Here is a 26292-nt window from a genome sequence, read left to right on the forward strand (position 1 = left end):
CCAGGTAGCAAGGAGGTGCCGTTTGCCTGACGCGTCGGCCCCCGGGGCGTGTCAGGTGGTAGGCTCTTGCCAATGCGTCGCAGGTGGGGAGCCTGCCAGACCGGAGGAGGGGATTACGACGCCAACCTACGTCTACTCTGACGTGCATGGTCACAGGGCCACGCTCGAGCGCGCGCTTGAGCGCGTCAGCCCCTCCGAGCAGGATCGCTTCTTCTGCCTGGGCGACATGATCGACCGCGGGCCCGACCCCCTGGGCGTCATCGCGGTCACCCGCGCCCTTCCCAACGTCTGCGTGCTCAAGGGCAATCACGAGGACCTCATGCTGCGCGCCCTGAGGGGTGCCGATCAGGTCGAGATGTCCATGTGCGCCATGGACTGGGCCATGAACGGCGGCTCCACCACCTCGGACGCCCTGGAGGCGCTGGACGACGAGGACGCCTCCATGGTCGTCGACTGGGTGGAGCAGCTCCCGTGCTGGGCCCAGGTGCGCGTGGGGGAGCGCGACTACATCCTCACGCACGCCGGCATCGACCCCTGGCGCGTCGAGGTTCCCGCAGCGTGGGACGAGGGCTCCATCGAGCGGCTCATGGCCGCACAGAGACCCGATGACCTGCTGTGGATTCGCGACGACTTCTGGACCAGCCCCACCGGCCTGGTGGACGAGCGGGGAGAGGGGCCCATCGTCATCGCCGGGCACACCCCCACGCCCTACCTCACGGGAATGCTCGGGGAAGTCTGCGGCCCCACGCGCAACGCGGACGGGCTGGCGCAGATGGTCAAGGTCGGCGCCTCCGGGGCAACCGGTGGCGTGGCTGACCGTTGGGACATTGACGCCGGTGCCGCCGGAGGCGCCGGGTTTGGCCAGGTCCTCGTCCTTCGCCTGGACGACGGCGCCTGTTTCTACGAGCCTATCCTTCCTGGCGAGTAGCGAAGGAAGGTCAGGGAAGAGCACGAGGGGCCGCCTTGCGCCGGATGGCGCGGGCGGCCCCTCGCGTTTCTCGCCATGGGGGTGGGCTGCTGGGCTGTGGCCCTACTTGCCGGCCTCGTGGTTGAGGACGTTCTGCGGCATGGTGGCGCAGCTGGGCTGGTAGATGTCCACGCAGCTGAAGGTGCGCTCGCGCTCGTCGAAGGCGTAGGTGACCACGCAGCAGTTTGAGAGCTGCGGGATGTCCTCCACCTGCGAGAGCGCCTTCCAGTGGTTCTTGAAGAGGCGGCCCATGGTGCCGTGGGAGACCACGAGAGTGCTCTGGACGTCGTCGCGCAGCATGAGCCCCTCCAGCGTGGAGCAGATGCGCTTCTCGGCGTGCTCCTCGGACTCGCCACCAAACTGCAGGAAGTAGTCATGGTAGGGGCCGACCACGTTGTCCGAGTTGACGGTGCCGTCAAGGCTGCCAAAGCTCATCTCCATGAGCCCGTCCACCAGCTCGTAGCCTCGCTTGGCAATGCCGGGCAGCGCGATCTCGAGCGTCTCTCTCGCCCGGCCCAAAGGAGAGCAGAAGACGTGGTCGAGCTGGATGCTCGACTCGCGCAGGTGGAGCCCGGACTCGGCCGACTGGTGACGCCCCAGCTCCGTGAGGGGCGCGTCGGTGTGTCCCTGCCAGCAGTTGCGCACGTTGAGCTCGGTCTGCCCGTGGCGCATGAATCGTAAATACTTGGTCATCCGCTGCTCTTTCCGACCTGTGGGTTTCCGGCGGTAGAGTATAAGCTAGCCACGCATTCACGGCATGTCGAAAGGACGGCGAGAAACCCAATGGCCCAAAACCCGGTGACCGGCGCCCCGGTCAGGCTCGTGGTGACCGACGAGGACGGCACCTTCCTGGACCTGGGCGGTGAGGACTTCAGCCGCGAGCGCTTCTCGGCGGTCCTTGCGCGCATGAGGGCGGACGGCTGCCGCTTTGCCGTGGCCACGAGCAACCAGAGCTTCCAGGTCAAGGACGTCTTTGGGCCGCTCGCGCCCTGCGTGGCGCTGGCGACCTCGAACGGGGCCTACGTGGAGGCCGAGGGCAGGCGCCTGCGCGTGAGCGTGGCCCCGGACGGCGCCGTGGAGCGCGTTCTCGCGGCCCACGCCGCCCACCCGGAGATTCCCCTCTGCACGGTCTGCGCGGACGGCGCGTGGGTGGAGCCCGGCGCCGACCCCGACTTCGTGGCGGAGATGACCGTGTACTCGCATGGCATGAGACGGGTCGAGTCCCTCGCGGACCCGCGGGCCAGGCAGGACGTGCTCATGTTCTGGTCCCGCGTGCCGGAGGGCGAGCTCGCGCGCTCCATCGCCGTCATGCGCGAGGCGCTGGGCGGCGCCATGGACGTGGTGGACAGCGGCTGCGAGGACGGCTGGGGCTACTTTGACGTGGTGCAGCGGGGGGTCTCCAAGGCAACTGGCGTCCGCGTCCTCATGGAGCACTGGGGGATCTCTCCCGAGGAGGTCGTGGCCTTTGGCGACGCCGGCAACGACGTGGAGATGCTGCGCCTGGCCGGGGCGGGCTACGCCATGGGAAACGCCGACGAGGCCGTGAGGGCCGCGGCGGACCTGGTCTGCGCCCCCTGCCGCGAGCAGGGCGTCCTCCGCGTCCTGGAGCGGCTCTGGCCCGAATGAGAAAAAGGGACAGCCCTTTTTCTCCGCCCGCCCAGCTGCCGGCGAGAAGTGCGTGGAGCCTGGGAGGGGGCCGCGGGGCGCCCTGCCGCCTGTGGCACAATAGGCAGGCTGAGCAAACGCAACCCAAACGCAGGAGGGGCCATGGGCCCAAAGGTCAGCTGCGCCGCCGAGGGGCTTCTCCACGGCGTCGTGGGATCAGACACGGACGAGAACGGCTGGACCAGGCCGCAGCGCTTCACCGCAGGCCAGCTCAAGGCCCTGGGAAGTTGCCGCGCGTGGCATCCGGGCCTGTATCGCCAGCTCGCGGCCGCCACGGCCGGCGTCTCGCTGCAGTTTGAGACGGACTCCTCCAACGTGTGGCTCGAGGCGGAGATGGACCCCATGCCGCGCGGCTCTGCGGCGATGGTGGCCGACGTTGAGCGCTACGGCACGGGCGTTACGCCGCCCTATGACGGCTTCTCGGCGGACGTCGACGAGGTCCACCTCCCGCTGGCCCTTCCCGGCGAGGGCGGCCTCGTGAGCTTCTGCGTCGACGTGGCCGAGGCCCCCGAGCCCGGCGTGCAGCGCCTGCCCGGCATGGGCGGGGCGAGCACGCACCGCGTCACCATATGGCTGCCCTGCCTTGGCGGATGCGAGGTGCGCTCCGTCATGGGGGACGGCACCTTCATCGAGCCGGTGGCCGAGAGGGGCCAGCTCCTGGTGCTGGGAGACTCCATAGCCCAGGGCTACGTGACGTGCGACCCGGGCCTTGCCTGGCCGTGCCGGCTTGCCGCCCAGCTTGGCCTCGACCTTCTCAACCAGGGCGTGGGAGGCCAGGTCTTCCAGCCTGGCACCTTGGTGGGCATGGCCGGGGCGGTCCGGCCCGAGCACATCGTGGTGGAGTTTGGCGCCAACTACCGCTTTGAGCCCTGCCAGGCCGGCCGCGTGGAGCAGGAGGTGCGCACCTACCTCTACGAGGTGGCCGCCACCTGGCCCGAGGTCCCCACCTGGGTCATGACCACGCTGCCCTACACTGAGGTGGCCTACCCCAACCACCCGCGGAGCTGCTTTGCCGAGGTGGACGCCATCATCCGGCGCTGCGCCGCACGTCACGGCAGCATGCGCGTCGTCGACGGCTCCGCGCTTCTTGACGCGGGCGACCTCGCGCGCCTTCTGGCGGACGGGTCTGACCACCCGGGAGCCGCCGGCCAGGCAATGCTTGCCGAGCGCCTGGGGTTTGTCGTTGCCGCCCGAACCGAGGACGAGCCGCTCCGTCGCGAGCGCGCCCTCAGCCTGCTCTCCCGCTCTGGCGAGAAGGGCCTTCCGCTGGTGGAGACGCTGCGCCGGGGCGTGGGCGAGGTGCTGCTGGCGCAGCGCGGCTGCGTGCTGCTGCGCGCCACGGACGGCATGCAGATGCTCTGGGCGACCAACCGCAAGCTCGCGCGCCAGGCGGTGCGCTGCCTTGGCGGCGCCCGCGTGACCTGCCTGCTGGGGAGCCGCACCACGGCTGCCGACGTTGCCCGCGAGCTTGGCGCCGAGGGCTGCGAGGGCTGCCTGTCCTACTCGTTCAGGGGCGCCTCGGCGCCGCTGGCGGAGACCTCGCGCGACATCCGCGTGCTCACGGCTGCCTACGAGGGTCAGATCCTGGAGCACTACGCCCATCCGGAGTACCTCGAGCCCGGCGAGCTCGCACGCGCCCTCGAGGGCGGCCGCGTGCTCGGCGGCTTTGAGGACGGGCGCCTCTGCGCCTTTGTGGGGGAGCATGCCGAGGGGTCCATCGGGCTTCTGGAGGTCTTCGAGGGCAGCCGCAGGCGCGGATGGGGCCAGGCGCTGCTGGCTGCAAAGGTCGCCCAGCAGCTCGACGAGGGCGTGGTTCCCTGGGCGGAGGTCTGGCTGGAGAACGAGGCCTCCCGCTCCCTCATGGAGAAGGCGGGCTTCTCCTGTGCCCCCGCCGATGGCATGTGGTTCATATCCTGATGCACCTCCCCGCGTGGTTGTTGTCCGCGTCTTGTGCTATACCGTGCATGGCCTGCTGCCTGTTGGGGTAGAAGCAGGCACGAAGGCGCCCGGAGGGCGCACACGGAAAGGACGGACGCGCCCATGGCCACGCTAACCAACCCGCTTGCCCCGGAGCTCACCGGGACGCTCTCTGCCGAGGTCGAGCAGCTCGTGCGCGAGCGGGTCTCGACGGGCGGGCTGTCCGCCTATGCGTGCCGCGACGTCGCGGCCATCCGCCGAAGCACCGCCGAGCGCGACAGGGACACCGCCATGCGTCCCGCCTTCGTCCGCGACGCCGAGAAGATCGTCCACCTCCCCGCATACAACCGCCTGGGCGGAAAGACCCAGGTGTTCTCCTTCCGTGCGGACGACGACCTCTGCCGGCGCGGCCTTCACGTGCAGCTCGTGGCCCGCGTGGCGCGAGACATCGGCCGAGCGCTTGGCCTGAACCTAGACCTCATCGAGGCCATTGCCCTTGGCCACGACCTGGGCCACACGCCGTTTGGCCACGCTGGCGAGCGCTACCTCAACCAGGCCTTCAACCGCAGGTGTGGCAGGTGGTTCTTCCACAACGTTCAGAGCGTGCGCGTGCTCGACGTGCTGGGCGGGCGCAACGTCTCCCTGCAGGTCCTGGACGGCACCCTCTGCCACAACGGCGAGTTTGAGCAGCAGGTCTTTGAGACCAGCGGCCTGGCGGAGTTCGACACCTTCGACCGCGTGGTTGACTCCTGCTGGCGCAGCGGCGAGCAGGCCATCGCGCACCTGAGGCCCATGACCCTCGAGGGCTGCGTGGTGCGTGTGAGCGACATCATTGCCTACGTGGGCAAGGACCGACAGGACGCCATCCGCGCGGGCCTCCTGCCCGAGGACGCCTTTGACGACGGGCTGGGCGGCGCCTACAACGCCTGGGCGCTCAAGGCCTTCGTGGCAGACGTCGTGGAGTCCAGCGCCGGCAAGGACCACATCGAGATGAGCCCCGCGGGCTTTGCGGAGCTGCGACGCGCCAAGCGGGAGAACTACCAGAAGATCTATGGCTCCACCGAGGTCGATGGGGACTTTGGCCGCGAGGTGGCCGAGCTCTTTGACGCCCTCTACGACCACGAGCTGGCGGCCCTGCGCGCCGGTGACGAGAAGAGCGCCATCATCGCGCAGCACGTGCGCCCCACCGAGCGCAGGCTCTCCTACTACGGCCGAACCTACGACTGGGAGGACGACCCGGACCAGACCGTGGTGGACTTCATCTCGTCCATGACTGACGACTACTTCATGGCCACCTGCGAGGCGCTCTTCCCCTCGGCCGCGCGGGTCTTTCCGCGCCGCGGGTACTTCTCGGCTGACGTGAGGCCGTAGGGGAGGCGCGCGCCGGAGGCGTGGGGCTAGCTCTCCGCCTGGTCTCCGGGCCCTTGGCCTTCTGCCGCCTGCTCCTTTGGCGCGGGGCGTGGCGCTGGGCGGGGCATCCCCAGATTGGCCAGGGCGTCCAGGCGGTCCTCCAGGTCAAGGCGCTCTGCCAGCCAGGACTTGATGAGCGCCTGGCGGGGAACCCCGCTGGCCGAGGCGCGCGCGTCAAGCCGGTCGATCATGGCAAGCGGCATGTCCACGCCCACGCGGCGCTGGCGCAGGCCTGGACGGTCGCTGTAGTCGGCGTACTGGGCCACGTCGACGCCCTCGTCAAACATGCGCTCGAGCTCTTCCATGCTCGGCTTCTCCTTAGCCATGGTGATACCTCTCAATCTCCTGCTTGGTTGCGTACCTTGCCGAGATGAGCCGAATGCGCTCCTCCCGGTAGGTCACCACTGCAGACATGTAGATGCGTGGTCCGAGCCTTGCGATGACGAGCCAACGGGTCTCTGGTTGGTCGCAGAGGTGATAGCAGATTCTCCTCTCGTCATCCCAGATGGTCCGGGCGCGCTCGAAGGAGAGGCCGTGCTTCTTAATGTTTGCCTCGTCCTTCTGCGGGTCCCACTCAAACTGGTAGTCCTCGAACATGGCATCTCCAATAAGGTATCACATTGAGGCTTAAAGAGTTCCAAAAAGGTACTGTCTTGAGTTGTGGAAAGCGGGCAGCAGGAAGACCGACGCCGCGGCGGCCGAGTCAGAGACGCCGCGGCGCCGGTTGGGGGCCCGCGTCCGCTACGCCACCTGCCCAGGCCTCACGATGACGTCCCCGCAGCCGTTGATCACGAGCTGTACCTGCGGCGCGTTGCCCGTTCCAAGGCCGTAGCCAATCTCCAGCGCGCGGCCGAGGCACCTGTCGAAGGGCTCATCGTCCTCCTCGTCGCCCGCCTCCTCCTGCGAGACGAGACCCTCGAAGAGCTCACTGATGGACGGAACCCCGTGTACCGTTTTGGTACCCTCGGGCATCACGCCCCGCTCGCCGTCCGCACTATCGCGTCCGTCCGCGGGACGCCTTGGGGCAAACCTCTCGGTGCGCCTGATGATGAGCTCGCGCACCTCCTCCAGAAACTCGGGGTCGTCCACCTGCTCCTCGCGGACGCTCAGGACCAGGACTCCGGGCGGGTACTCGCTCTCCGCGCGCCGCGGGACCTCGCCCTCCATGAGGTCGAGGGCAAACCTCGCCTCGGGCCAGTACAGTGCCATCTCGTGCTCCTTTCTTCCGACCGATGGGGTGGAGGGAGCGTATCAGCGAAGGCGCTTGCACTTCTCTTTCCGTAGGCGGACCGCTGACTTACACGGCAGCTCGGAGGGGGCGTGGCCTCCGGGGGAGTCGGCAGACGGCGCTGTTTGCGCCTGCGGGAGGCGCCCGTGCGGCACAAATGTGCCCCCGCTTCCGCGAGGGCGTGTCTGGGCGTGACAAGTTGGTACAAGCAGAGAAAAACTGCAGGTAGAAAGCCCTGCCCCTATTCGGACTCCCCGGCTATCTCCTGCTCGGCCTTGACGATGAGGTCCTCGTAGTGGGCGATCTTGTAGTCAAGGCGGTCGAGGCCCGCCTGCATCTCCGCCATGCGCTCGCGGACCTTCTCGCGCTCCTCCTCGAGGATGGCCTTGCGCGCGCCCAGCGTGGCGTCGCCGCCCTGGAAGAGCTCCATGTACTCGATGAGCGCCTCGATGGAGACGTTGGCCCCGCGCATGCACTTGACGAAGCGAATGCGCGCGAGGTCCTGCTCGCCGTAGTCGCGGATGCCGCTCTCGTTGCGGTGCACGTGCGACAGCAGACCGATGCGCTCGTAGTAGCGCAGCGTGTCTGCGCTGATGTCAAACTGCTTTGAAACCTCCGCGATGCGCATGGCGCGCTCCTCTCTGGGCGTTGCCAAAAAATGATACGAAGGGACTGTCCCTTTGTATCATCTGGAGCCGGCTCCAGGTCAACGGGAACCTACTCGGCCGGGACCTCGAACTCCGCCGTGACCTCCTGCAGGAGCTCGCGGATGGGCAGGTGCTGGGGACAGGCGTGCTCGCACCTGCCGCAGCGGACGCAGTCGCTCGCGCGGCCGCGGCCCTTGGTGTGGACGTTGTTGTAGTAGAAGGCCTGGCCGCGGTCGCCGTAGGCTCGCTTGGCGTTGAGGCAGGCAAACAGGGCCGGGATGTCGATGCGCCTGGGGCAGCCCTCGACGCAGTAGCGGCAGGCCGTGCAGGCAACCACGTCCTGCTCGTGCATGACGTCGACCACGCGCGCAAGCCCGGTCAGCTCCTCCTCCGACAGCGGGTCGAGGGGCGAGAAGGTCTTGACGTTCTGCGCCATCTGCTCGGTGGTGCCCATGCCCGACAGGACCATCGCCACACCCTCGTGGCCGCCGGCAAAGCGCAGCGCGTAGCTGGCCGGAGCGTCCGGGCAGGTCTGGGCCAGCGCCTCGGCCGCGGCCGGCGGCAGGGTGGCCAGGGTGCCGCCCTTGATGGGCTCCATGACCATGACCGGCTTGCCGTGGGCGCGGCAGACCTCGTAGCAGGCGCGGCTCTGGACCGAGACGTCGTCCCAGTCAAGGTAGTTGAGCTGCAGCTGCACGCACTCGACCTCGGGGTGCTCGGCCAGGATCTGGTCCAGGACCTCGGCGGTGTCGTGGAAGCTGATGCCAAAGTGGCGCACGCGGCCGTCGCGCACCAGCTTGTAGGCCTCCTCGTAGGCGCCGAGGCGCTGGTACTTGGCGTAGCTCTCGCGGCTCTGCGCGTGCATGAGCAGCAGGTCGAAGTACTCGACGCCGCAGGCGGCAAGCTCCTCCTCAAGCAGCGGGACGATCTCCTCGGTGCTGTTGAAGTTGCCGTTGGTGAGCTTGTCCACCAGGAAGTACTCGTCGCGGGCGTGGCGGCTCGTGAGCGCCTGCCTGATGGCCGGCTCGCTCTTGCCCTCCAGGTAGACGTGGGCGGTGTCAAAGTAGTTGAAGCCGGCGTCCAGGAAGGCGTCGACCATCTGGCTGAACTGCGGGATGTCGATCTCGCCGTCCTCCAGGCGCGGCAGCCTCATGCAGCCGAAGCCGAGCCTGCCGCGGGCGTGCTCGAAGGGGTCTGTCTGCGTCACGGTCGTTCCTCTCCTCATAGGTGCAAAAAGGTGACAAAGGGACAGTCCCTTTGTCACCCCGGGACGCCCAAGAGTGTCCCTTTTCCCAGGTAACTAACAACGTCCCCAGCGTCTGGTGGCTACCAGCTGAGGAGCTCGTAGCCGTCCTCGGTGACGACGAGCTGGACCTCCCACTGGGCGGAGTCGGAGCCGTCGGCGGTGCGGACGGTCCAGCCGTTGGGGTCGTTCATGTCGATGGCGGCGCCACCGGCGTTGACCATGGGCTCGATGGTGAAGCACATGCCCGGCACCAGCACGGGGCCCTCGCCCGGCTCGCCCACAAAGCCCACGAAGGGGTCCTCGTGGAACTCCTTGCCAATGCCGTGCCCGCCAAACTCGCGCACCACGTTGAAGCCGGCCGCCTCGACGCAGCTCTGGACGGCGTGGGACATGTCGCCCAGCGTGGCCCAGGGCCTGACGGCGGCAAGGCCCTCCTGGACGCTCTGGCGCGTGACGTCCACCAGGCGCTGGCGCTCGGGGCTCACCTCGCCGATGCAGAACATGCGGCTGGAGTCCGAGAAGTACCCGTCGAGGATGGTGGAGCAGTCCACGTTGACGATGTCGCCCTCCTCAAGGACGTCCTTCTCGCTGGGGATGCCGTGGCAGACCACGCTGTTGATGGAGGTGCAGACGCTGTTGGGAAAGCCCTCGTAGTTGAGGTCGGCGGGAATGCCGCCGTGCTCCACGGTGTAGTCGTAGATCCACTTGTCCACCTCGGCGGTGGTCACGCCGGGGGCAATGTGGGCGGCCACGTAGTCCAGCACGCCGATGTTGATGGCCGCCGAGCGCTTGATGCCCTCGATGTCGGCCGGCGTCTTGAGGAGGCTGCGGACAGGCACCTCGAAGCCCTCGTTGTAGAGGCGGTCAAGGCGCTGGTCAATCTCGGCGTGGCACTTCTTGTACTTCTTGCCGCTTCCGCACCAGCAGGCGTCGTTGCGGCCGGGGACGGGCAGGTTGTCATACATGGCTAACTTCCTTTCTATCTGCTGGTGAGTATCGCACTTCTCGGCTGGGTACGCGCGGCGAGAAGGGCGTCACGCCAGGCCGGCCATCTCCAGGGCGGTCTTGGCAAAGAGGATGGCAAGCACCAGCAGGATGATGGGCCTGACCACGCGCGAGCCGCCCCGCATGACCATGCCGGCGCCCAGCAGGTGCCCGGCCACAGAGAAGGCCGAGGCCACCGCGCCCAGTGCGATCCAGCTCTGACCGGCCAGCGCCAGCGTGGCAAAGCCAGAGACGTTGCTTGCGAGGTTGATGACCTTGGTCTGCCCGGCGCAGTCCGTTACGCCCAGGCGGGCGAAGGCGGAGAGCCCAAGGATGAGGAAGGTGCCGGTGCCCGGCCCATAGAAGCCGTCGTAGACGCCGCAGGCCAGGGCCACGCAGCACATGACGGCCCGCCTGCGCCCGCGGGGCATCTCCTCGGTGGCCGGCAGCAGCGCCCGGCGCCGCAGCGTGAGCGCCGCCACCACGGGCAGCAGCACCATGAGAACCACGCGGAAGCGCTCCTCGGGCAGGAGCATGGAGAGCCTGGCGCCGCCCACGCTGGCCGCAAGCGAGCACGCGGCTGCGGGCACCGCCAGCCCCCAGTCCACGTAGCCGCTGCGCACGAAGCGCCCGCACGAGAACGCCGTGCCCACCATGGAGCTCATCTTGTTGGTGCCTATGGCCAGGTGCGCGGGCAGGCCGCACAGCAGGTAGGCCGGCAGCGTGATGAGGCCCCCGCCTCCGGCGATGGCGTCCACGAAGCTCCCCAGAAACACCAGGGGGCACAGTATCAGCAGGATGTGCGGGTCGGGCAGGCCAAGGGGCATGGCGGTCCTCTCTGAAGGCGGTTGGCAGACCCACGGTACGCCGTCGTCGCGCGCGTTACAATCAATGCCCTGCAGGCGAGAGGTTCCTGCAACAAACCCCAGCAAGATGAACCAGAAGGGACGACGGCCCGTGAGCTACGCCAGCGTCGCGCTCGACATACCGACCCGCGCCATAGACACGGCCTACGACTACCTCGTGCCCGACGGCCTTGCCGCCACGGCGACCGTGGGAGCAACGGTGCTCGTGCCCTTCTCGGGGCGCGACGTCGTGGGCTACGTCATGGACGTCCACGAGGAGCCCCCCGCGGGCGTGGCGCCCGGCCGCGTGAGGCCGGTGACGCAGGTCCTGGCCGAGCCCGCCTTTGACGCCGCCGCCGCCCGCGTGGCCCGCTGGATGGCCGCAGAGTACGCCTGCCCCCTCTGCGAGGCGGTCCGCCCCTTCTTGGCGCCCGGCCAGAAGGTCCGCGTGACCCGCGCCTCCGCGGACGCCCCCTGGCAGCTGGTCAGCGAGAAGGCCGGCCCGGTCGACGAGCGATGGGTGGGCCTTGCGCCCGCGGCCAACGACTACGCCCCCGGCCAGCGCGCCAGCCGCCAGCGCGCCGTCCTGGAGGCCCTGCGCGAGGGCCCGCAGCGCGTGGCCGAGCTCTCCGCTACCATCCCCGGCGCCGCGAGCGCCGTGACCGCCCTGGCCAAGCGCGGCGTGGTGGAGGTCTTCTCTCGCCGCAGCGTGCGCGGCTCGGAGGCAACCTCGCTCTCCAGCGCGGCCGCCCCGCGGCCGGAGCGCCTCACGGCGGGCCAGGTGGAGGCCCTCGCGGCCATCGACGCGGCCCGCGAGGAGGCGGCCGGCGGCGTGGTGCTGGTGGACGGCGTGACGGGCTCCGGCAAGACCGAGGTCTACCTGGACGCCATCGAGCACGCCCTCTCCGCCGGGCGCGGGGCCATAGTCCTCGTGCCCGAGATCTCGCTCACGGCCCAGACGGTGGGGCGCTTCCGCAGCCGCTTTGGCGAGGACGTGGCCGTGCTGCACTCGCGCCTCTCCACGGGCGAGCGCTTTGACCAGTGGGACCTCGTGCGCCGCGGCTTGGCCCACGTGGTGGTGGGCGCCCGCTCGGCGCTCTTCGCCCCGCTGGCAGACCCCGGCCTCATCATCATCGACGAGGAGCACGAGGCCTCCTACAAGCAGGACTCCTCCCCGCGCTACCACGCCCGCGAGGTTGCCGCCCGCATGGCGGCCGAGCGCGGCTGCGCCCTGGTGCTGGGAAGCGCCACGCCCTCCCTGGAGAGCCTGGCCCGCTGCCGTGCCGGCCACTTCCTGGGCCGCCCCTGGACGCGCGTGAGCATGCCGGAGCGGCCGGCGGGCGCCGTCCTTCCCAAGGTGACCATCGTGGACATGGCCGAGCAGTTCCGCGGCGGCGGCCGCGGGGTCTTCTCGGCTCCCCTGGCCCACGCGCTCGAGGGCGTCTGCGAGCGTCGCGAGAAGGCCGTGCTGCTCCTCAACCGCCGCGGGTTTGCCAACTTCCTCATGTGCCGCGAGTGCGGGTGCGTGCCGGAGTGCCCGCACTGCAGCTGCGCCCTCACCTACCACGAGCGCACCCATTCGCTCATGTGCCACACCTGTGGTCGCGCCTGGCCGGTGCGCGCCTACCCGGACCCGTCCACCTGCTGCCCCAACTGCGGCAGCCGCTACATGGGCGCCTACGGCGTGGGCACCCAGCGTGTGGAGGACGAGCTTCACGCGCTTCTGCCCGAGGGCGTGGAGGTCATCCGCATGGACGCGGACACCACGCGCACCAAGGGCGCCCACCAGCGGCTCCTCGAGCAGTTTGACGCTGCGGAGTGCGCGGTGCTCGTGGGCACGCAGATGATCGCCAAGGGCCTGGACTTCCCGGAGGTCACCCTGGTGGGCGTCATCAACGCCGACACCATGCTCAAGCTGCCGGACTTCCGTGCGGCCGAGCGCACCTACGACCTGCTCGAGCAGGTGGCGGGCCGCGCCGGCAGGGGAGGGCGCCCTGGCGAGGTCGTGGTCCAGACCTACTGGGCCACCCACCCCGCCATGCAGGCCGTCCTTCTCCACGACCGCTCGGTGTTTCTTGCCGCGGAGCTGGAGGAGCGCGAGGACGCCGGCTACCCGCCGTTCTCGCGCCTGGGAAACGTCACCCTGTGGGGCCGCGACGAGCACGCCGTGCGCCAGGCCGCCGACGGCATGGCCGCCGCCCTGCGCGAGCAGGTGGGGGCCCGTGCGGGTTGGGAGGTCCTGGGGCCCACCGACTGCGTGAAGGCCCGCGTCAAGGACCAGGTGCGCCGCCACGTCATGGTCAAGGCCCCGTCCGAGGCCGCGCTGGGAGCCGTGTTGTCCTCGTGTGCGGCCTCCCTCGGGCGCCTCCAGGGCATTAACATGGCACTAGACGTAGACGCGTACGACATGATGTAGGAATGATACGAAGGGACAGTCCCTTCGTATCAAAGGACAGTCCCTTTTTCTCATTGGGCCGCCGCGGGGCGGTCCTGCGCCGGAACAAGAAGGAGGACCCCATGGGCCTTTTGGACAAGATCGTGCTCTGCCCCGACGAGCGCCTGTTCACCGAGTGCGCCCCCATCGAGAAGATCGACGACGAGGTGCGCACCCTGGCGCAGGACATGCTCGACGTCATGTACGAGGCCGACGGCTGTGGGCTGGCCGGCCCCCAGGTGGGCGAGATGCGCCAGATCGTGGTCATCGACGTGGACTACAGCGGCCACTCCAAGCGCAACCCCTATGTGCTCATCAACCCCAAGGTCATCAAGGCAGACGGTGACCCGCGCGACTTCCAGGAGGGGTGCCTGTCCTTCCCGGGCATCAGCGTCAACGTCACGCGCCCGAGCCACGTCATCGTCCAGGCCAGGAACCTCGACGGCGACCTCATGCAGTACGAGGCCGAGGGCAACCTCATGGCCGTCTGCCTGCAGCACGAGATCGACCACCTGCACGGCGTGACCATGGTGGACCACCTCACGCCCAGCGAGCGCACGCGCGCCCTGCGCGACTTCGAGGACGCCCTGGCCGCCGGCGCCCGCCCGGGTGAGACCGAGGTGGAGGACTAGCCGGTCGACAAGGGGACAGCCCCTTTGCCAACTTCTGAGGACCAACCGGGCCGCGCCCGGGGAGGGGAGAGGCGCATGCGCGTCGTTTTCATGGGCACGCCGGACTTTGCCGTGGCGTCCCTTTCTGCCGTGGCCGCCGTCCACGAGGTGGCGCTCGTCGTCACGCGCCCGGACGCCGTCCGTGGCCGCGGAAGCGAGCTTCTGCCCTCGCCGGTGAAGGCCCGCGCCCTCGAGCTGGGCATTCCTGTGCTCGAGACCAAGCGCATGACTCCGGAGGCCATCGAGGCCGTGCGCCAGGCGGCCCCCGACGTCATCTGCGTGGTGGCCTTTGGCTGCATCCTGCCCGACGAGGTGCTCGAGGTGGCCCCGCTGGGCGCCGTCAACGTCCACGCCTCGCTGCTGCCGCGCTGGCGCGGCGCCGCCCCCATCCAGCGCTCCATCCTGGAGGGGGACGAGCGCACGGGCGTCTCCATCATGCGTGTGGCCCACGAGCTTGACGCTGGCGCCTGGTGCCGCCAGGCCAGCGTCCAGATTGGCGAGAAGGACGCGGCCACGCTCACGGCCGAGCTCGCGCAGCTGGGCGCCGAGGAGCTGGTGGATGCCCTGCCGGAGCTCGCGGCCCACGAGGAGACCTGGCACGAGCAGGACGAGTCCCAGGTCTCCTTTGCCGCCAAGATCAAGAAGGCCGAGATGCGCCTTGACCCGGCAGACCCCGCCTCCGCCAACGCCCGCCGCGTGCAGGCCGCCGGCGACACCGCGCCGGCCCGCACCGCCGTCGCCGGCCGAGGCGTGCGTGTCATGGCGGCCCGCGTGTCGGCAGACCTCCTTGCGCCCCGGGGCGGCGTCGTTGTGGAGCACGGCCGCGTGGGCCTGGGCTGCTCTAACGGCACGCTCGAGCTGCTGCGCGTGAAGCCGGACGGCAAGCGCGAGATGGAGGCCTCCGCCTGGGCCGCCGGCCTTCGCGGCGAGCTCTCTTGGGAGCGCATCTAGTGGCTGGCCAGGCCGGGCTGGCGCCCGCGCGCAGGGTGGCCCTCGGCGTGACGTCCGAGCGCCGCCGCCGGGACGCCCGTGCCCGTGACCTCTTGCGCGCCTACGCCGCCATGGGCGCCCTCGACGAGCGCGACCGCGCCCTGGCGAGCCGCCTGGTGCTGGGAAGCGTGGCCGCCGAGGGCGAGCTTGACCGCGTCATAGACTCCCACCTGCGCCGGGGCGCCAAGCTGGAGCCCCGCGTGAGGGACGCGCTGCGCCTCGCCGTCTTCGAGGTGCTCTACCTGGACACCCCGGACTCCGTTGCTGCGAGCCAGGGCGTCGAGCTCGTCCGTACGGTGGCCCCGCGCGCGGCGGGCCTGGCAAACGCCGTCCTGCGCCGCGTGGCCGGCGAGGACGTCGCCCGCCTGGCCGCCAGCCGCGAGGCCCTGGCTCGCGGGCGCTTCTCGGTGTACGACATGGCCCACGTGGGCGGGCTTCCCATCTGGCTCTGCGAGGCCGCGCTGGGCGCCCTTGGGCGCGAGGGTGCCGCCTCCTATGCCGAGGACGCGCTCGCGCCCGCGCTGCCCACCGTGGCGGCAAACCGCTGCAGACACAGCGAGGCCGAGGCCGTCTCGCTGCTTAGGGAGGCCGGCTGCGACCCGGCTGCCGGCGTGCTGCCGGGAAGCATCCTGCTCGGCCGCATGGCGCGGCTCGCCCCCTCGGGCCTGGTTGACGCCGTGGACGTGCTCCCGTGCGACTACGCCGCCCAGGAGGTGGCGCTTCTCGCCAGGCCCCGCCCGGGCTCCCGCGTGCTAGAGGTGGGGCAGGGCCGCGGCACCAAGACGGTGCTGCTGGAGTCCGTTGCCTGCGCCGCCGGCGGGCCGTGCGAGGTCACGGCCGTTGAGGTGGACGCCGCAAAGTCCGCTGCCGCCGCAAGGCGCATGGAGAAGGCCGGCTTGGCCGAGCACGTGAGGTGCGTGGCCGACGACGGGCGCGCCCTCGATGCCCTTGGCGATGACCTCTTTGACCTGGTCTTTGTTGACGCACCCTGCACGGGCACGGGCACGCTCTCGCGCCACCCCGAGATTGCGTGGTCGCTGGCCGATTCCTCAGTGGCGGGCCTTTCTCGCCTGCAGCTCGAGATGCTGACGGCGGCGTCGGCCCACGCGCGCCGTGGCGGGCGGCTGGTCTACTCCACCTGCTCCATCCTCGCCGAGGAGAACGAGCGCCTGGTGGAGGCCTTCCTCTCTAGCCCGTCGGGCGCCCGCTACGAGCTCGTGGGCACGCATCGCACCGCCATCCCCGGCGCCGACCGCCACTTCTGCGCCACCTTCCGCCGCCGCTAGGCGCCACCTCTGCCCCTGCCGTCCCGCGCTTTGCATGTGAACCTGGTCGCTGCCATGGCGCCCACCGACCACATTCGCATGCAAGCTGCGGGCACTTCTCGTCTTGCAAATAATACGAAGTCGGACTAAACTGTCCCGTGCTTTGTCCGAAATCGGATTAAGTTAGCGAGGTCAAACATGGCGAGAAACACGCAGGACTCCCTGCGCGAGCAGTCGCGCCAGATGGACTGCCTCTACAACGAGACCGACCGCCTCTACAACGGCTTTGCCCGCAGCTGCGGGCTCTCCGAGTGCGCGTACTGGGTCATGTACGAGATCGAGGTCTCCTCGGGCTCCGCCTCCCTGCGGGGCATGGCCGAGGCCTTCTCACTCAGCAAGCAGACGCTGAGCTCGGCCGTCAAGTTGCTGGAGGCCAAGGGCCTCATCGAGCTCTCCTTTGAGGAGGGGAGCCGCAAGAACAAGGTGGCCTCGTTCACCGAGGCGGGCCGCGCGTTCTCGCGCGAGCGCATCGTCCCGGCCATCGAGGCCGAGTCGCGCGCCTTTGGCTCGCTTGAGCCCGAGGAGCGCAAGCGGCTGGTGGCCCTCGTCTCCAAGTACGCCAGCGCCATTCGTCGCGAGCTCGACGCCCTGAAGGAGGGGGAGAAGTGATGCAGACCCAGACGAAGCAAGCCAAGGCCAAGAAGACGGGCGAGCTCGCCCTGCTTCTGCGCCTGATGTCTCCGTACAAGGCGCTCATCGCGGGCCTCGTGGTCACACTCATGTGCGACATCACGGGCATGCTGGTCATCCCGACGCAGCTCAGCGCCCTTCTCAACACCGCCATCACCACGCGCGACATGGCCGAGGTGGCCCGTCACGGCATCATCATGCTCGTGGCCGCGCTAGTGGGCTCCGGCGGAAACGTGATCTCGTACCGCCTGGCCGCGCGACTGGCGGCAAACGTGGGCCGCGACCTGCGCTGCGAGGTCTACCGCAAGTCCCTCGAGCTCTCGGGCTATGAGTTTGGCCAGCTGGGCGCCGGCTCCATGATCACGCGCACCCTCTCTGACGCCAACGTGGTCCAGCAGACCATCATCATGTCCTTCGTCATGATCAGCCCGGTGCCCGTGACCTGCGTCATCGCCACCGTCATGGCCTTTGGCATAGACCCGGTCATGGGCTGGCTGCTGCTTGCCGTCATCGTGCTCACCCTGGGCGCCATGGCCTTTGCCGTGTGGAAGTCCGCGCCGGTCTTCACCGTGCTGCAGGGCTTCATCGACCGCATGAACACCCGCCTGCGCGAGTCCATCACCGGCGTGCGCGTCATCCGCGCCTTTGGCAAGGAGCCCCACGAGCGCCAGAAGCTCGACCAGACCTTTGAGGACTACGCCGGCCGCGCCATCCGCGTGAACCTGGTCTTTGCGACCGTAGACTCGCTGACGTTCTTCTTCATGAACGCCGTGGAGTCTGCCATCTTCTGGGTGGGCGCTGACCGCGTGGGCGCTCACGCCATGCAGATCGGTTCCATATCCGCCCTGGTGGGGTATGCCATGCTCATCATGTTCTTCATGATGATGGCCCAGTTCTGCGTCCTGCAGATTCCGCGCGCCTGGGCGTGCCTCTCTCGCGCCAACGAGGTCCTGGACATAGATCCCGCAATCAAGGACCCGGCTGCCGGCAACCTGGCTGCCGCCGGCCGCGCTGACGGCGAGAAGCCCGCGTCGCCCGCGGCCCCCGACGCCGACGAGGTCGCCCGCTTTGACCATGTGAGCTTCCGCTTTGAGGACGCTGACGAGGACACCCTGCGCGACCTGGACTTTGTTCTGCGCCGCGGCCAGACCACGGCCATCATAGGCAACACCGGCTCGGGCAAGTCCACCATCGCCAAGCTCCTGCTGCGCTTCCACGACGTCACCTCGGGCAGCGTCCGGCTGGGCGGCGCCGACGTGCGCGACCAGACCCAGGACGCCCTGCGCGCCCAGGTGGCCTATGTGCCCCAGGCGGCGTGGCTCTTCTCGGGGACCATCGCCCAGAACCTGCGGCACGGACGCGCCGAGGCCACCGACGAGGAGCTCTGGCACGCGCTTGACGTTGCCCAGGCCGACTTCGTGCGCGGCCTTCCCGACGGGCTGGGCTCGCGCGTGGCCCAGGGCGGCTCCAACTTCAGCGGCGGCCAGCGCCAGCGCCTGGCCATCGCCCGCGCCCTCGTGCGCCACGCCGACCTCTACGTCTTTGACGACTCCTTCTCGGCGCTGGACTTCCGTACCGACGCGGCCCTGCGCCGCGCGCTGGCACCCGAGCTCGCCCACGCGGCCACGCTCGTCATTGCGCAGCGCGTGAGCACCATCCGCGACGCGGACCAGATCGTGGTCCTCTCCGAGGGTCGCGTCGTGGGCCTGGGCACCCACGACGAGCTCATGCGCGCGTGCCCCACGTACAAGGAGATCGCCGACTCCCAGGCAAGGGGAGGGGAGCAGAACGATGACTAGCAAGAAAGAAGAGGCGCGCGAGAGGGACGCGCTTCTCGCCGAGAAGGACATGGCTGACGGTGTCGTGGCCGCCGACGCCGCCCCCGCGGACCCGGCCCCCGACGAGGAGTCCGAGGTCCCCACCGACGCCGCCACAACCGCCCGTCGCCTCTGGGAGGCCGCGACCGGCCAGCGCTGGCGCGTGGTGGTGGCCGCCGCCAGCGCGGTGGCCTACGTCTGCTTCAGCCTGGCCGCCCCCGCCTACAGCGCGGGGCTGGTGGACCTGCTGTGGGCAAACATCCAGGAGGCCTTTGCCGCGGGCACGGGCTTTGTGGTCACGCTGGACAACGGCGGCACTCAGATTCTGACCTTCCTGGGCATCTGGACGGCCGCGTGGGTCTTCTACACCGTGCAGTCCCTGGTCATGGCGAGCTTTGCCGAGCGCCTGAACCTGGGCCTGCGCCGTCAGATCTCCGCCAAGGTCGGGCGCCTGCCGCTTTCCTACTATGACGCCCACCAGCCCGGAGACACCATCAGCCGTGCAACCAACGACCTGGACAAGGTCTCCGAGGTGCTGCAGCGCGGCCTTCTGCAGCTGCTCATCTCGGTGGTCACCCTCGTGGGCGCAACCATCATGATGGCCCGCTACAGCCTCGCGCTCACGGGCGTCTTCCTGGTGTTTTCCGTGGCGTCCTTCGTGCTGACCAAGGTGGTCTCGGCCCGCACGCTGGTCTACGCCTCGGAACGCCAGGCCTCGCTGGGCAGGCTCACCGGCAAGGTGGAGGAGGCCTACTCAGGCCGTGCCGTCATCAAGTCCTTCGGGCGCGACGACGCCAGCGCGGCGGAGATCGCCGAGGCAGCCGAGGCCTTTGCCCGCACGAGCGAGCGCATGGACTTTGTGACCAACGCCATCAGCCCGGCCATCCGCTTCCTCACGCGCCTGGCGCAGGTGGGCATCGGCCTGCTCGCGGGCGGTATGCTGGTTGCGGGGCAGCTCACCGTCGGCGTCTTCCAGGCGTTCTTCCAGTACGTGACCCAGGCCACCGAGCCCCTGACGCAGCTCTCGCTCACGGTGAACCAGCTGCAGGGCGCCCTGGCCGCCGCCGAGCGCGTCTTCCGCCTGCTCGACGAGCCCGAGGTGGAGCCCGACCCGGCCGAGCCCCTGCGTCCCGTCGAGCCCGTGCGCGGACAGGTGGCCTTCGAGCACGTGCGCTTTGGCTACGACCCGGCGCGTCCGCTCATGCATGACGTGAGCCTCGTCGCCGAGCCCGGCCAGAAGGTGGCCATCGTGGGTGCCACGGGAGCGGGCAAGACCACCCTCATCAACCTCCTCATGCGCTTCTACGAGGTGGACGGCGGCCGCATCACGCTGGACGGCGTGGACACCCGCCAGATGACCCGCGCCGACCTGCGCCGCCAGTTTGGCATGGTGCTGCAGGACGCCTGGCTCTTCGAGGGCAGCATCGCCCAGAACATTGCCTACGGCCACCCGGGCGCCACGCGCGAGGAGGTTGAGGCCGCGGCCCGTGCCGCCCACGTGGACTTCTTCGTGCGCACCCTGCCCCAGGGCTACGATACCAAGATCTCCAACGACGGCGAGAACATCAGCCAGGGCCAGCGCCAGCTCCTGACCATCGCCCGTGCCATGCTCTGCGACCCTGCCATCCTCATCCTGGACGAGGCCACCTCAAGCGTGGACACCCGCACCGAGCAGGCCATCGTGCGCGCCATGGAGGCCATCATGGAGAACCGCACGAGCTTCGTCATCGCCCACCGCCTCTCCACCATCGTGGACGCCGACCTCATCCTGGTCATGGACCACGGCACCATCATCGAGCAGGGCACCCACGCCGAGCTCCTCGCCGCGGGCGGCACCTACGCCGAGCTCTATCAGTCGCAGTTTGCATAGGGGCGAGAAGCGCTTCTTGCCTGGCCGTCTGCCTGTCTGTCTGCCACAAAAACCGACCTGGGTATCCACCTCCGGACACCCAGGTCGGTTTTTTGGCAGACGGTCTGTCGGTCGTCGAGAAGCCCTTCTCGCCGCGCTATGCGTTGGGGCAGCCCTCACAGCAGCCACCGCTGGTGGCCTCGGTGCAGGAGTCGCCGCCGCGCTGGTCGGTGTTGTAGAAGCCGGAGCCCTTGAAGACGATGCCGGAGGCGCCAAAGACCTGCGCGGCCTCGGCCCCGCAGCTGGGGCAGGTTACCTCGGGGTGGGAGCCCATGGGGTGCTCGACCTCAAAGGTGGTGCCGCAGGACGTGCACTTGTAGTCATAACGAGCCATTTGTATCCTCCGTGCAAAAGCGTGTCCGGGCGCGCGTGCGCCGCAATCGTTCAAACAGGGGATACCTTACCCAAACGAGGCCGCTCGCGTATCCGCCGCGCGGCGTTAACATGGACTCTGCCAAACAGGTCAGGGCCGCAAAGCCAGACAGAAAGGGGCTCGCATGCCCATCACCGGTGCCATCTTTGACTGCGACGGAACCCTCGCCGACTCCATGGGCATGTGGCGGCAGGTGGTGGAGGGCCTCCTGGTCAAGCGCGGCATGCCCGTCCCGCCCGACTTCTACGAGCGTACCGAGCCCGTGAGCCTGCGCGACGGCTGCGTCATGGTCCACGAGGAGTTTGGCCTGGGGCGGGATGCGGAGTCCCTCTACGAGGAGCTCTGCGCGGACGTGCGCGCGGCCTACGCCCGCGTGCCGCTCCTGCCGGGTGCGCGCGAGTTCCTGCAGGAGCTGGCCTGTGCCGGCATTCCCATGGTCATGGCCTCCTCCACGCCGGTGCGCGAGCTCAGGAGCTGCCTTGAGACCCACGGCATCGCCGGCTTCTTCAAGGACGTGGTCTCAACCGAGGACGTGGGCGGGCGCGACAAGGAGTTCCCCGACGTCTACGAGGAGGCCCTGCGCCGCCTGGGCACGTCCAAGGAGTCCACGTGGGTCTTCGAGGACGCCCCCTTTGGCGTGCAGACCTCCCACAGGGCGGGCTTCAACGTGGTGGGCCTCATGAACGACCATGACGGCCGCCGCGAGGAGGACGTGCGTCCCTACTGCGACGTCTACGCGCACGGATACGCCGAGCTCTCCCTCGCGCTGCTGAACGACTACGCAAGGCCCGCGGACGCCTCCGCCCTCGGCTCCTCGGCTGGCGAGAAGCCCCTGCAGGTCCTGGTGGTCGACGGCTCGCCCGAGCCCAGCTCGCCGGAGACGGTGGCCCGCCTTGCCGCCGAGGCGGACTACGTGGTCTGCGCCGATGGCGGGGCCGCCGCGTGCCGCGCCGCCGGCGTTGCGCCCGACGTCTTCTGCGGCGATGCCGACTCCGCAAGCGCTGACGACGCCGACTGGGCGCGCGCCGCCGCCAAGACCGACATTCGCTTTCCCGCCGAGAAGTACGCCACGGACCTCTCGCTGGCGCTTGACTGCGCCCGCCACGAGGCCGCGCGCCAGGGTCGCGCGCTGTCGCTGACGCTTACCTGCGCGAGCGGCGGCAGGCCCGACCACGCCCTGGCCGTGGTGGGCCTCCTGGCGGGGCTCGCCCAAGAGGGGGCCGCGTGCGCACGCCTGGTGGAGGACGCCTCCGAGCTGCGCGTCCTTGCGCCTGTCGGGCAGGCCGAGTGGCGCCTGGGCCCTGACGCCTGCGGACGCACCTTCAGCGCCGTCGCCGTTGCCCCCAACACCCGCATTGACGAGAAGGGCCTCAAGTGGGAGCTTGCGGACAAGCCCATGGGGCTTCTCGACGACCTGGGCATCTCCAACGTGGTCGTTGACGCCGACGCCTGCGTGACCTGCCGCTCCGGCGCCGTCGCCGCGTTCCTGCTGGGGGACTAGCGGCAATGGCCTGCCCGCGGCACAAAAAAGCCACACGTGAGGGCGGCGTTTTGGTTGCAACGGGCGTCTGCTGTGATACACTCATACAGCTTTTGGAAATTGCGGGCGCGATTTGCGCCGCGCCCCTGAGGAGGTCTAGTCATGTCGAAGGTTTGTGAGTTCTGCGGTAAGCACGCGGTTGCTGGTCGTTCCATCAGCCACTCCCACCGCACCGTCGCCCGTACGTTCAAGCCCAACATTCAGCGTGTCACCGTCGTCGTCGACGGCCACAAGAAGAAGGCCAACGTCTGCACCCGCTGCCTGAAGTCCGGCAAGATCGCCCGCAGCTAGTACGTGCGCAAAATCAGTGCTTCTGCAAGGAGGTCGCTTCGGCGGCCTCCTTTTTTGTTGATGGGGCGGGACGCTCTTCTCGCCGCTCGTCCTTCTCGCCGTCCGCCTTCCCGATTGCCGTTCTCATCCCAAATCGACATTTGACCCCCTCCGAGGGGTAGCAAATGTCGATTCAGGATGAGAACGCTTGCGCGGCGAGAAGAGCTTCTCGCCGGGAAGAGCGTCTGCCGCGACAATTATTGTCCGGTCGTCAGACTAGGCTGAGCTTACGTCTACCGCGCCGGGACGTCCGCTGAACAAGGGGGCGAATCGCCCCGCTGCCTGTTCGGCGTACCATGGCGAGGTGTTTCGTACCGTCCCTTAGGCCAAGTCTTGCGGGAGGAATGCAACCATGTCCCTGTTCCACAGCGAGAACCCCAAGGAAGAGCAGCATTCGGGCATCCTCGGCGCGTTCTCTGTAGACAACATCAAGTGGGAGCCGGGTGACGAGGCGGGCGCCTCTCTCGTTGCCTTCCGCTACCCGTACGAGGACTTTCCCAACGGGTCCTACCTTCACGTGGCCCAGTCTCAGGTGGCGGTTTTCACCAACAACATGGAGGCTGGCAGCTCCCTTGATGCCACCGGAGCGGGGGACTCCCAGGTCAGCGTCTTCGTCGGACCGTGCAAGATCAAGCTGGACACCGGAGATAGCCGCTTTGCACCATTCCGCAACGTGACTCATGCGCTAACTGGCGGCTCCTCGGCATTCCACTCGGTGGTTTACTTCATCAATACCAACTACATGAACGAGCTCAAGTGGGGCACCACCGATCCCATCATCGTCCAGGACCCAGAGGAGCAGGTCAACGTTCACGTGCGTGCCTATGGCCTCTTTGGCGTGCACATCGAGCAGAATGACCCGGGCCTCGCCCCCATCCAGGCGCGCAAGTTCCTGGTCAAGGTCGTTGGCACGCGTAGCCAGTACACTCGCGAGGAGCTCACCTCCTTCATGCGCGCCAAGATTCTCGAGTACGTGCCCGACCTTCTGGCAAAGTCCATCATCGAGAGGGGCATCTCGGTCCTCAAGATCTCGGCGTATCTCAGCGAGTTCTCGTCTCTGCTTCAGGAGAGACTCTCTGCTCACTTTGACTCCTTCGGCCTTGCTCTGGACAACTTCTCGTTCAACAGCATCAAGCCCTTCGAGGATGACCTTGCCGCGCTCAATCAGGCAAAGATTGTTCGCCAGACGAGCATTCTCGAGGCTCAGGGCAACGCCGCCAAGATGGACATAGAGTCCGAGGCTCTTGCGAGGAAGCGTGCCCGCGAGGGGTTCACCTATCAGCAGGAGCGCGGCATGGACGTCATGCAGAGCGCCGCGTCCAACGAGGGCGGTGGTGCCTCGGGTCTCATGGGTGCCGGAATGGGTCTGGGCATGGGCGTCGGCGTTGGCGGTGCCTTTGGAGCGGGTTTTGCCAACCTGGCAAACCAAGCCGTCGAATCCATGGGGGCGGGGGCGACGCAACCCACACAGCCTGCTTCTGCCCAGGGTACCGCATGCCCTGCCTGTGGACATGCCAACCCCGCGGACGCCAAGTTCTGCCTGGAGTGTGGAACCAAGCTCGAGCGAGGCAAGGCCTGCCCTGCCTGCGGCCACGTCAATCCGCCCGAGGCAAAGTTCTGCCTGGAGTGCGGCGCCAGGCTGGGAGTTCCTGTCTGTCCCGACTGTGGTACCCAGCTGCCTGGGGGAACCAAGTTCTGCCCCAACTGCGGAAGAAAGATCCAGTAAGGAGGGCGTGTCGTGAACGGAATGACTAAACGCGTCGTGGTGGGAGAGGCCGTTGCGCTCGTAGCCTGGCTCATCGTCATGCTGGCCTGCCAGAACGTCCTCATGAGCCCCTTTGTCTTCTATACGTCTCTGCTCTTTGGGCTTCTCGCCTTTGTGGTGTCTGCTGTCTCCATGGCGCTGGCAGACCGCCAGGGAGGGTCTCGCGCCATGACGGAGACCGGCTTTGGGCTCTCGACGGTGCTCTCCGTCGGGCTCTTTGCAGTGCTCCTTCTGGTCAACACGGTTTTCTGCTTTGCCTCCTTTGCCTGGATCTCCACTACGCTGCCGGTCGTCGTGAACGTGGCCATCTTGGCCGTCATGGTGATTGCGCGTGTGGGGCTTGACTCTCACGCAAAGACGGCCCAGGCAAACGTCAATTCGGCGGCGGCAAAGACGGGGGCTTTCGCTGGCTTCTCCGGTCGTCTGGGCGATCTTCTGGCGCAGGCGGACGAGCCCGAGGTCAGGGCTGCCCTTCTCGCCCTCAAGGAGGACGTCTCCATGAGCTCGAATGTCTCTCAGCCCCACACACTGGACTTGGAAGGGCAGTTTGCGTCGGAGCTCCGCGCCATAGAGGCCTCCATCCAGAAGAATGATCCGATTGAGGAGACGCTTGGCCTGGTGGCCCAAGCGAGGACTACGTGGCGCAAGCGCAATGCGGCGCTGACCTCGATCAAGTAGGCGTCCGGGATACCCAAAGTGGCATCCCGGTTAGGTGAACGGAGGCTTGTCTTGGAGGTATTCGGGCTCACGTGCGCTGGTTGCGGCAGCACCGACGTCGACTTCAACACGGAGACTAGGAAGGTCACCTGCAACCAGTGTGGCAAGGTGGAGTACTACTCCAGGGCGCAGCTGGGCGCTACGGGCAAGATTGTCATTGCCAAGGACAACGCCATCAAGTTCTTTGGGGAAGGCAACCTTTCGGGAGCGCGCGAGTTTGCCGTTGACGTGCTGAACGTCATGCAGGACAACGCTGCAGCCCTCTTCATCGTGGCGTATTGCGACGAATTCGTCGAGGGGCAGGCGGGCGCAATGGAAGGGTTCTTCCGCAGGACGGACCCCATGCCGCTCGAGTCAGACGAGGTGAAGGACCTCATGGCGCTCTTCGAGGACAAGCTGCCCAACCTGCGTGACTTTGAGGTCCAGATGGTGACGCTCGTGGTCAAGAACCTCCAGAGCCCTGATGACCGTGCGAGGCTCAGCGAGTTCATCGACCGTGTGTGTCCGTACTGCATCTTGCACTATGCGTCCGAGGACTTCATGACGCCTGAGCGCGAGGACTTCTATCGTGACGTCGCCGGCCACTGCGATGTGCCCAAGACCTGCCTGGCTCTTCTCAGGGGAATCCGCGAGATTCCAAGCTCTCCCTGGAAGGCGGGCTCTTTCGCCATGAGGGCCAGGGCGACGTACTTTCTTGAGCACTACGTCGAGCCGGTGGGAAGGGTCGTTTCGGCAATGAGGGACGGTCAGTTCAAGCCAAAGTTCCTGCAGGCATACGCTCAGGAGCACGAGAAGTACCTAGCTGCTATGTCGCAGTCGGCATAGTCCGCTTCCTTAGTTTCTTTCTTAATGTTTTGCAATTGGGACATACCCAGAAGGGAC

Annotated in this window: 25 protein-coding genes; 16 read left to right on the forward strand and 9 right to left on the reverse strand. The window is 68.1% G+C overall.

The genetic code is table 11. From position 1 onward, the window contains the following. The first annotated feature begins 112 nt into the window (after positions 1 to 112). The gene (locus DXV50_RS01860; RefSeq protein ID WP_117205952.1) at positions 113 to 928 is read left to right on the forward strand and encodes a metallophosphoesterase family protein; all 816 of its coding nucleotides are present in this window, start codon (positions 113 to 115) and stop codon (positions 926 to 928) included. Between the two features lie 102 nt (positions 929 to 1030). Here the strand turns inward: DXV50_RS01860 and DXV50_RS01865 are convergent, their stop codons facing one another. Then, complete coding sequence (locus DXV50_RS01865) at positions 1031 to 1660, reverse strand: histidine phosphatase family protein (RefSeq protein WP_117204525.1); 630 nt, start codon at positions 1658 to 1660, stop codon at positions 1031 to 1033. A 90-nt stretch (positions 1661 to 1750) separates the two neighbouring features. On the opposite strand from DXV50_RS01865, the gene DXV50_RS01870 reads away from it, so the two are divergent. The 3 genes from DXV50_RS01870 to DXV50_RS01880 all read left to right on the forward strand — a co-directional run bounded on the left by DXV50_RS01870 (position 1751) and on the right by DXV50_RS01880 (position 5920). Next, positions 1751 to 2593 carry a Cof-type HAD-IIB family hydrolase gene (locus tag DXV50_RS01870; protein ID WP_117204526.1) on the forward strand — a complete coding sequence of 281 codons (843 nt, stop codon included), beginning with the start codon at positions 1751 to 1753 and terminating at the stop codon, positions 2591 to 2593. Between the two features lie 141 nt (positions 2594 to 2734). Then, positions 2735 to 4549: a GNAT family N-acetyltransferase gene (locus DXV50_RS01875; protein WP_117204527.1), complete on the forward strand. Its 1815-nt coding sequence runs from the start codon at positions 2735 to 2737 to the stop codon at positions 4547 to 4549. A 123-nt stretch (positions 4550 to 4672) separates the two neighbouring features. Further along, positions 4673 to 5920, forward strand: coding sequence for a deoxyguanosinetriphosphate triphosphohydrolase family protein (locus DXV50_RS01880; RefSeq protein WP_117204528.1), 1248 nt, complete (start codon positions 4673 to 4675; stop codon positions 5918 to 5920). 26 nt (positions 5921 to 5946) lie between these two features. Here DXV50_RS01880 and brnA read toward each other — a convergent pair whose 3' ends face one another. The 7 genes from brnA to DXV50_RS01915 form a co-directional block, all read right to left on the reverse strand. Next, positions 5947 to 6285 (reverse strand): type II toxin-antitoxin system BrnA family antitoxin, encoded by a 339-nt coding sequence (brnA, locus tag DXV50_RS09645; RefSeq protein WP_198666377.1) that lies wholly within the window; start codon positions 6283 to 6285, stop codon positions 5947 to 5949. Continuing rightward, entirely contained in the window at positions 6278 to 6556 is a 279-nt protein-coding gene (locus tag DXV50_RS01890) for a BrnT family toxin (protein WP_117204529.1), read from the reverse strand. The genes brnA and DXV50_RS01890 overlap by 8 nt, the downstream gene beginning before the upstream one ends. 144 nt (positions 6557 to 6700) lie before the next feature. Then, positions 6701 to 7168, reverse strand: a complete 468-nt coding sequence (locus tag DXV50_RS01895; RefSeq protein WP_117204530.1) for a hypothetical protein — start codon at positions 7166 to 7168, stop codon at positions 6701 to 6703. Between the two features lie 260 nt (positions 7169 to 7428). Further along, positions 7429 to 7815 (reverse strand): MerR family transcriptional regulator, encoded by a 387-nt coding sequence (locus DXV50_RS01900; protein WP_117204531.1) that lies wholly within the window; start codon positions 7813 to 7815, stop codon positions 7429 to 7431. A gap of 89 nt (positions 7816 to 7904) precedes the next feature. Then, the gene (locus DXV50_RS01905) at positions 7905 to 9041 is read right to left on the reverse strand and encodes an aldo/keto reductase (protein ID WP_198666378.1); all 1137 of its coding nucleotides are present in this window, start codon (positions 9039 to 9041) and stop codon (positions 7905 to 7907) included. 119 nt (positions 9042 to 9160) lie between these two features. Further along, on the reverse strand, positions 9161 to 10045 hold the full coding sequence (gene map / locus DXV50_RS01910; protein WP_117204533.1) for a type I methionyl aminopeptidase: 885 nt from the start codon (positions 10043 to 10045) through the stop codon (positions 9161 to 9163). A gap of 69 nt (positions 10046 to 10114) precedes the next feature. Then, the gene (locus DXV50_RS01915; protein ID WP_117204534.1) at positions 10115 to 10891 is read right to left on the reverse strand and encodes a sulfite exporter TauE/SafE family protein; all 777 of its coding nucleotides are present in this window, start codon (positions 10889 to 10891) and stop codon (positions 10115 to 10117) included. A 130-nt stretch (positions 10892 to 11021) separates the two neighbouring features. Between DXV50_RS01915 and priA the strand changes: the two genes are divergently transcribed. The 7 genes from priA to DXV50_RS01950 all read left to right on the forward strand — a co-directional run bounded on the left by priA (position 11022) and on the right by DXV50_RS01950 (position 20646). Then, on the forward strand, positions 11022 to 13325 hold the full coding sequence (gene priA, locus DXV50_RS01920) for a replication restart helicase PriA (protein WP_198666379.1): 2304 nt from the start codon (positions 11022 to 11024) through the stop codon (positions 13323 to 13325). A gap of 101 nt (positions 13326 to 13426) precedes the next feature. Then, positions 13427 to 13975: a peptide deformylase gene (gene def / locus DXV50_RS01925; protein WP_117204536.1), complete on the forward strand. Its 549-nt coding sequence runs from the start codon at positions 13427 to 13429 to the stop codon at positions 13973 to 13975. 75 nt (positions 13976 to 14050) lie between these two features. Then, a complete protein-coding gene (gene fmt, locus DXV50_RS01930) occupies positions 14051 to 14965 on the forward strand; it encodes a methionyl-tRNA formyltransferase (RefSeq protein ID WP_117204537.1) in 915 nt (304 codons plus the stop codon). Further along, complete coding sequence (locus DXV50_RS01935) at positions 14965 to 16290, forward strand: RsmB/NOP family class I SAM-dependent RNA methyltransferase (RefSeq protein ID WP_147556664.1); 1326 nt, start codon at positions 14965 to 14967, stop codon at positions 16288 to 16290. Before fmt ends, DXV50_RS01935 begins: the two co-directional genes overlap by 1 nt. A 177-nt stretch (positions 16291 to 16467) precedes the next feature. Next, positions 16468 to 16938, forward strand: a complete 471-nt coding sequence (locus DXV50_RS01940) for a MarR family winged helix-turn-helix transcriptional regulator (protein ID WP_117204539.1) — start codon at positions 16468 to 16470, stop codon at positions 16936 to 16938. Continuing rightward, positions 16938 to 18758, forward strand: a complete 1821-nt coding sequence (locus tag DXV50_RS01945; protein WP_117204540.1) for an ABC transporter ATP-binding protein — start codon at positions 16938 to 16940, stop codon at positions 18756 to 18758. Before DXV50_RS01940 ends, DXV50_RS01945 begins: the two co-directional genes overlap by 1 nt. Beyond that, complete coding sequence (locus DXV50_RS01950; protein ID WP_408634253.1) at positions 18751 to 20646, forward strand: ABC transporter ATP-binding protein; 1896 nt, start codon at positions 18751 to 18753, stop codon at positions 20644 to 20646. Before DXV50_RS01945 ends, DXV50_RS01950 begins: the two co-directional genes overlap by 8 nt. A 136-nt stretch (positions 20647 to 20782) precedes the next feature. Here the strand turns inward: DXV50_RS01950 and DXV50_RS01955 are convergent, their stop codons facing one another. Beyond that, complete coding sequence (locus tag DXV50_RS01955) at positions 20783 to 21019, reverse strand: FmdB family zinc ribbon protein (RefSeq protein WP_117204541.1); 237 nt, start codon at positions 21017 to 21019, stop codon at positions 20783 to 20785. Between the two features lie 163 nt (positions 21020 to 21182). Between DXV50_RS01955 and DXV50_RS01960 the strand changes: the two genes are divergently transcribed. The 5 genes from DXV50_RS01960 to DXV50_RS01980 all read left to right on the forward strand — a co-directional run bounded on the left by DXV50_RS01960 (position 21183) and on the right by DXV50_RS01980 (position 26235). Next, the gene (locus DXV50_RS01960; protein WP_117204542.1) at positions 21183 to 22559 is read left to right on the forward strand and encodes a thiamine diphosphokinase; all 1377 of its coding nucleotides are present in this window, start codon (positions 21183 to 21185) and stop codon (positions 22557 to 22559) included. A gap of 141 nt (positions 22560 to 22700) precedes the next feature. Beyond that, on the forward strand, positions 22701 to 22889 hold the full coding sequence (rpmB, locus tag DXV50_RS01965; protein ID WP_117204543.1) for a 50S ribosomal protein L28: 189 nt from the start codon (positions 22701 to 22703) through the stop codon (positions 22887 to 22889). Positions 22890 to 23280: 391 nt separating this feature from the next. Next, positions 23281 to 24654 carry an SPFH domain-containing protein gene (locus tag DXV50_RS01970; protein WP_117204544.1) on the forward strand — a complete coding sequence of 458 codons (1374 nt, stop codon included), beginning with the start codon at positions 23281 to 23283 and terminating at the stop codon, positions 24652 to 24654. A gap of 12 nt (positions 24655 to 24666) precedes the next feature. Beyond that, a complete protein-coding gene (locus DXV50_RS01975; RefSeq protein ID WP_117204545.1) occupies positions 24667 to 25371 on the forward strand; it encodes a hypothetical protein in 705 nt (234 codons plus the stop codon). Between the two features lie 51 nt (positions 25372 to 25422). Continuing rightward, positions 25423 to 26235, forward strand: coding sequence for a hypothetical protein (locus tag DXV50_RS01980; RefSeq protein WP_117204546.1), 813 nt, complete (start codon positions 25423 to 25425; stop codon positions 26233 to 26235). The last annotated feature ends 57 nt before the right edge of the window (positions 26236 to 26292 follow it).

This window comes from Paratractidigestivibacter faecalis (assembly GCF_003416765.1).
GTDB lineage: Bacteria > Actinomycetota > Coriobacteriia > Coriobacteriales > Atopobiaceae > Paratractidigestivibacter > Paratractidigestivibacter faecalis.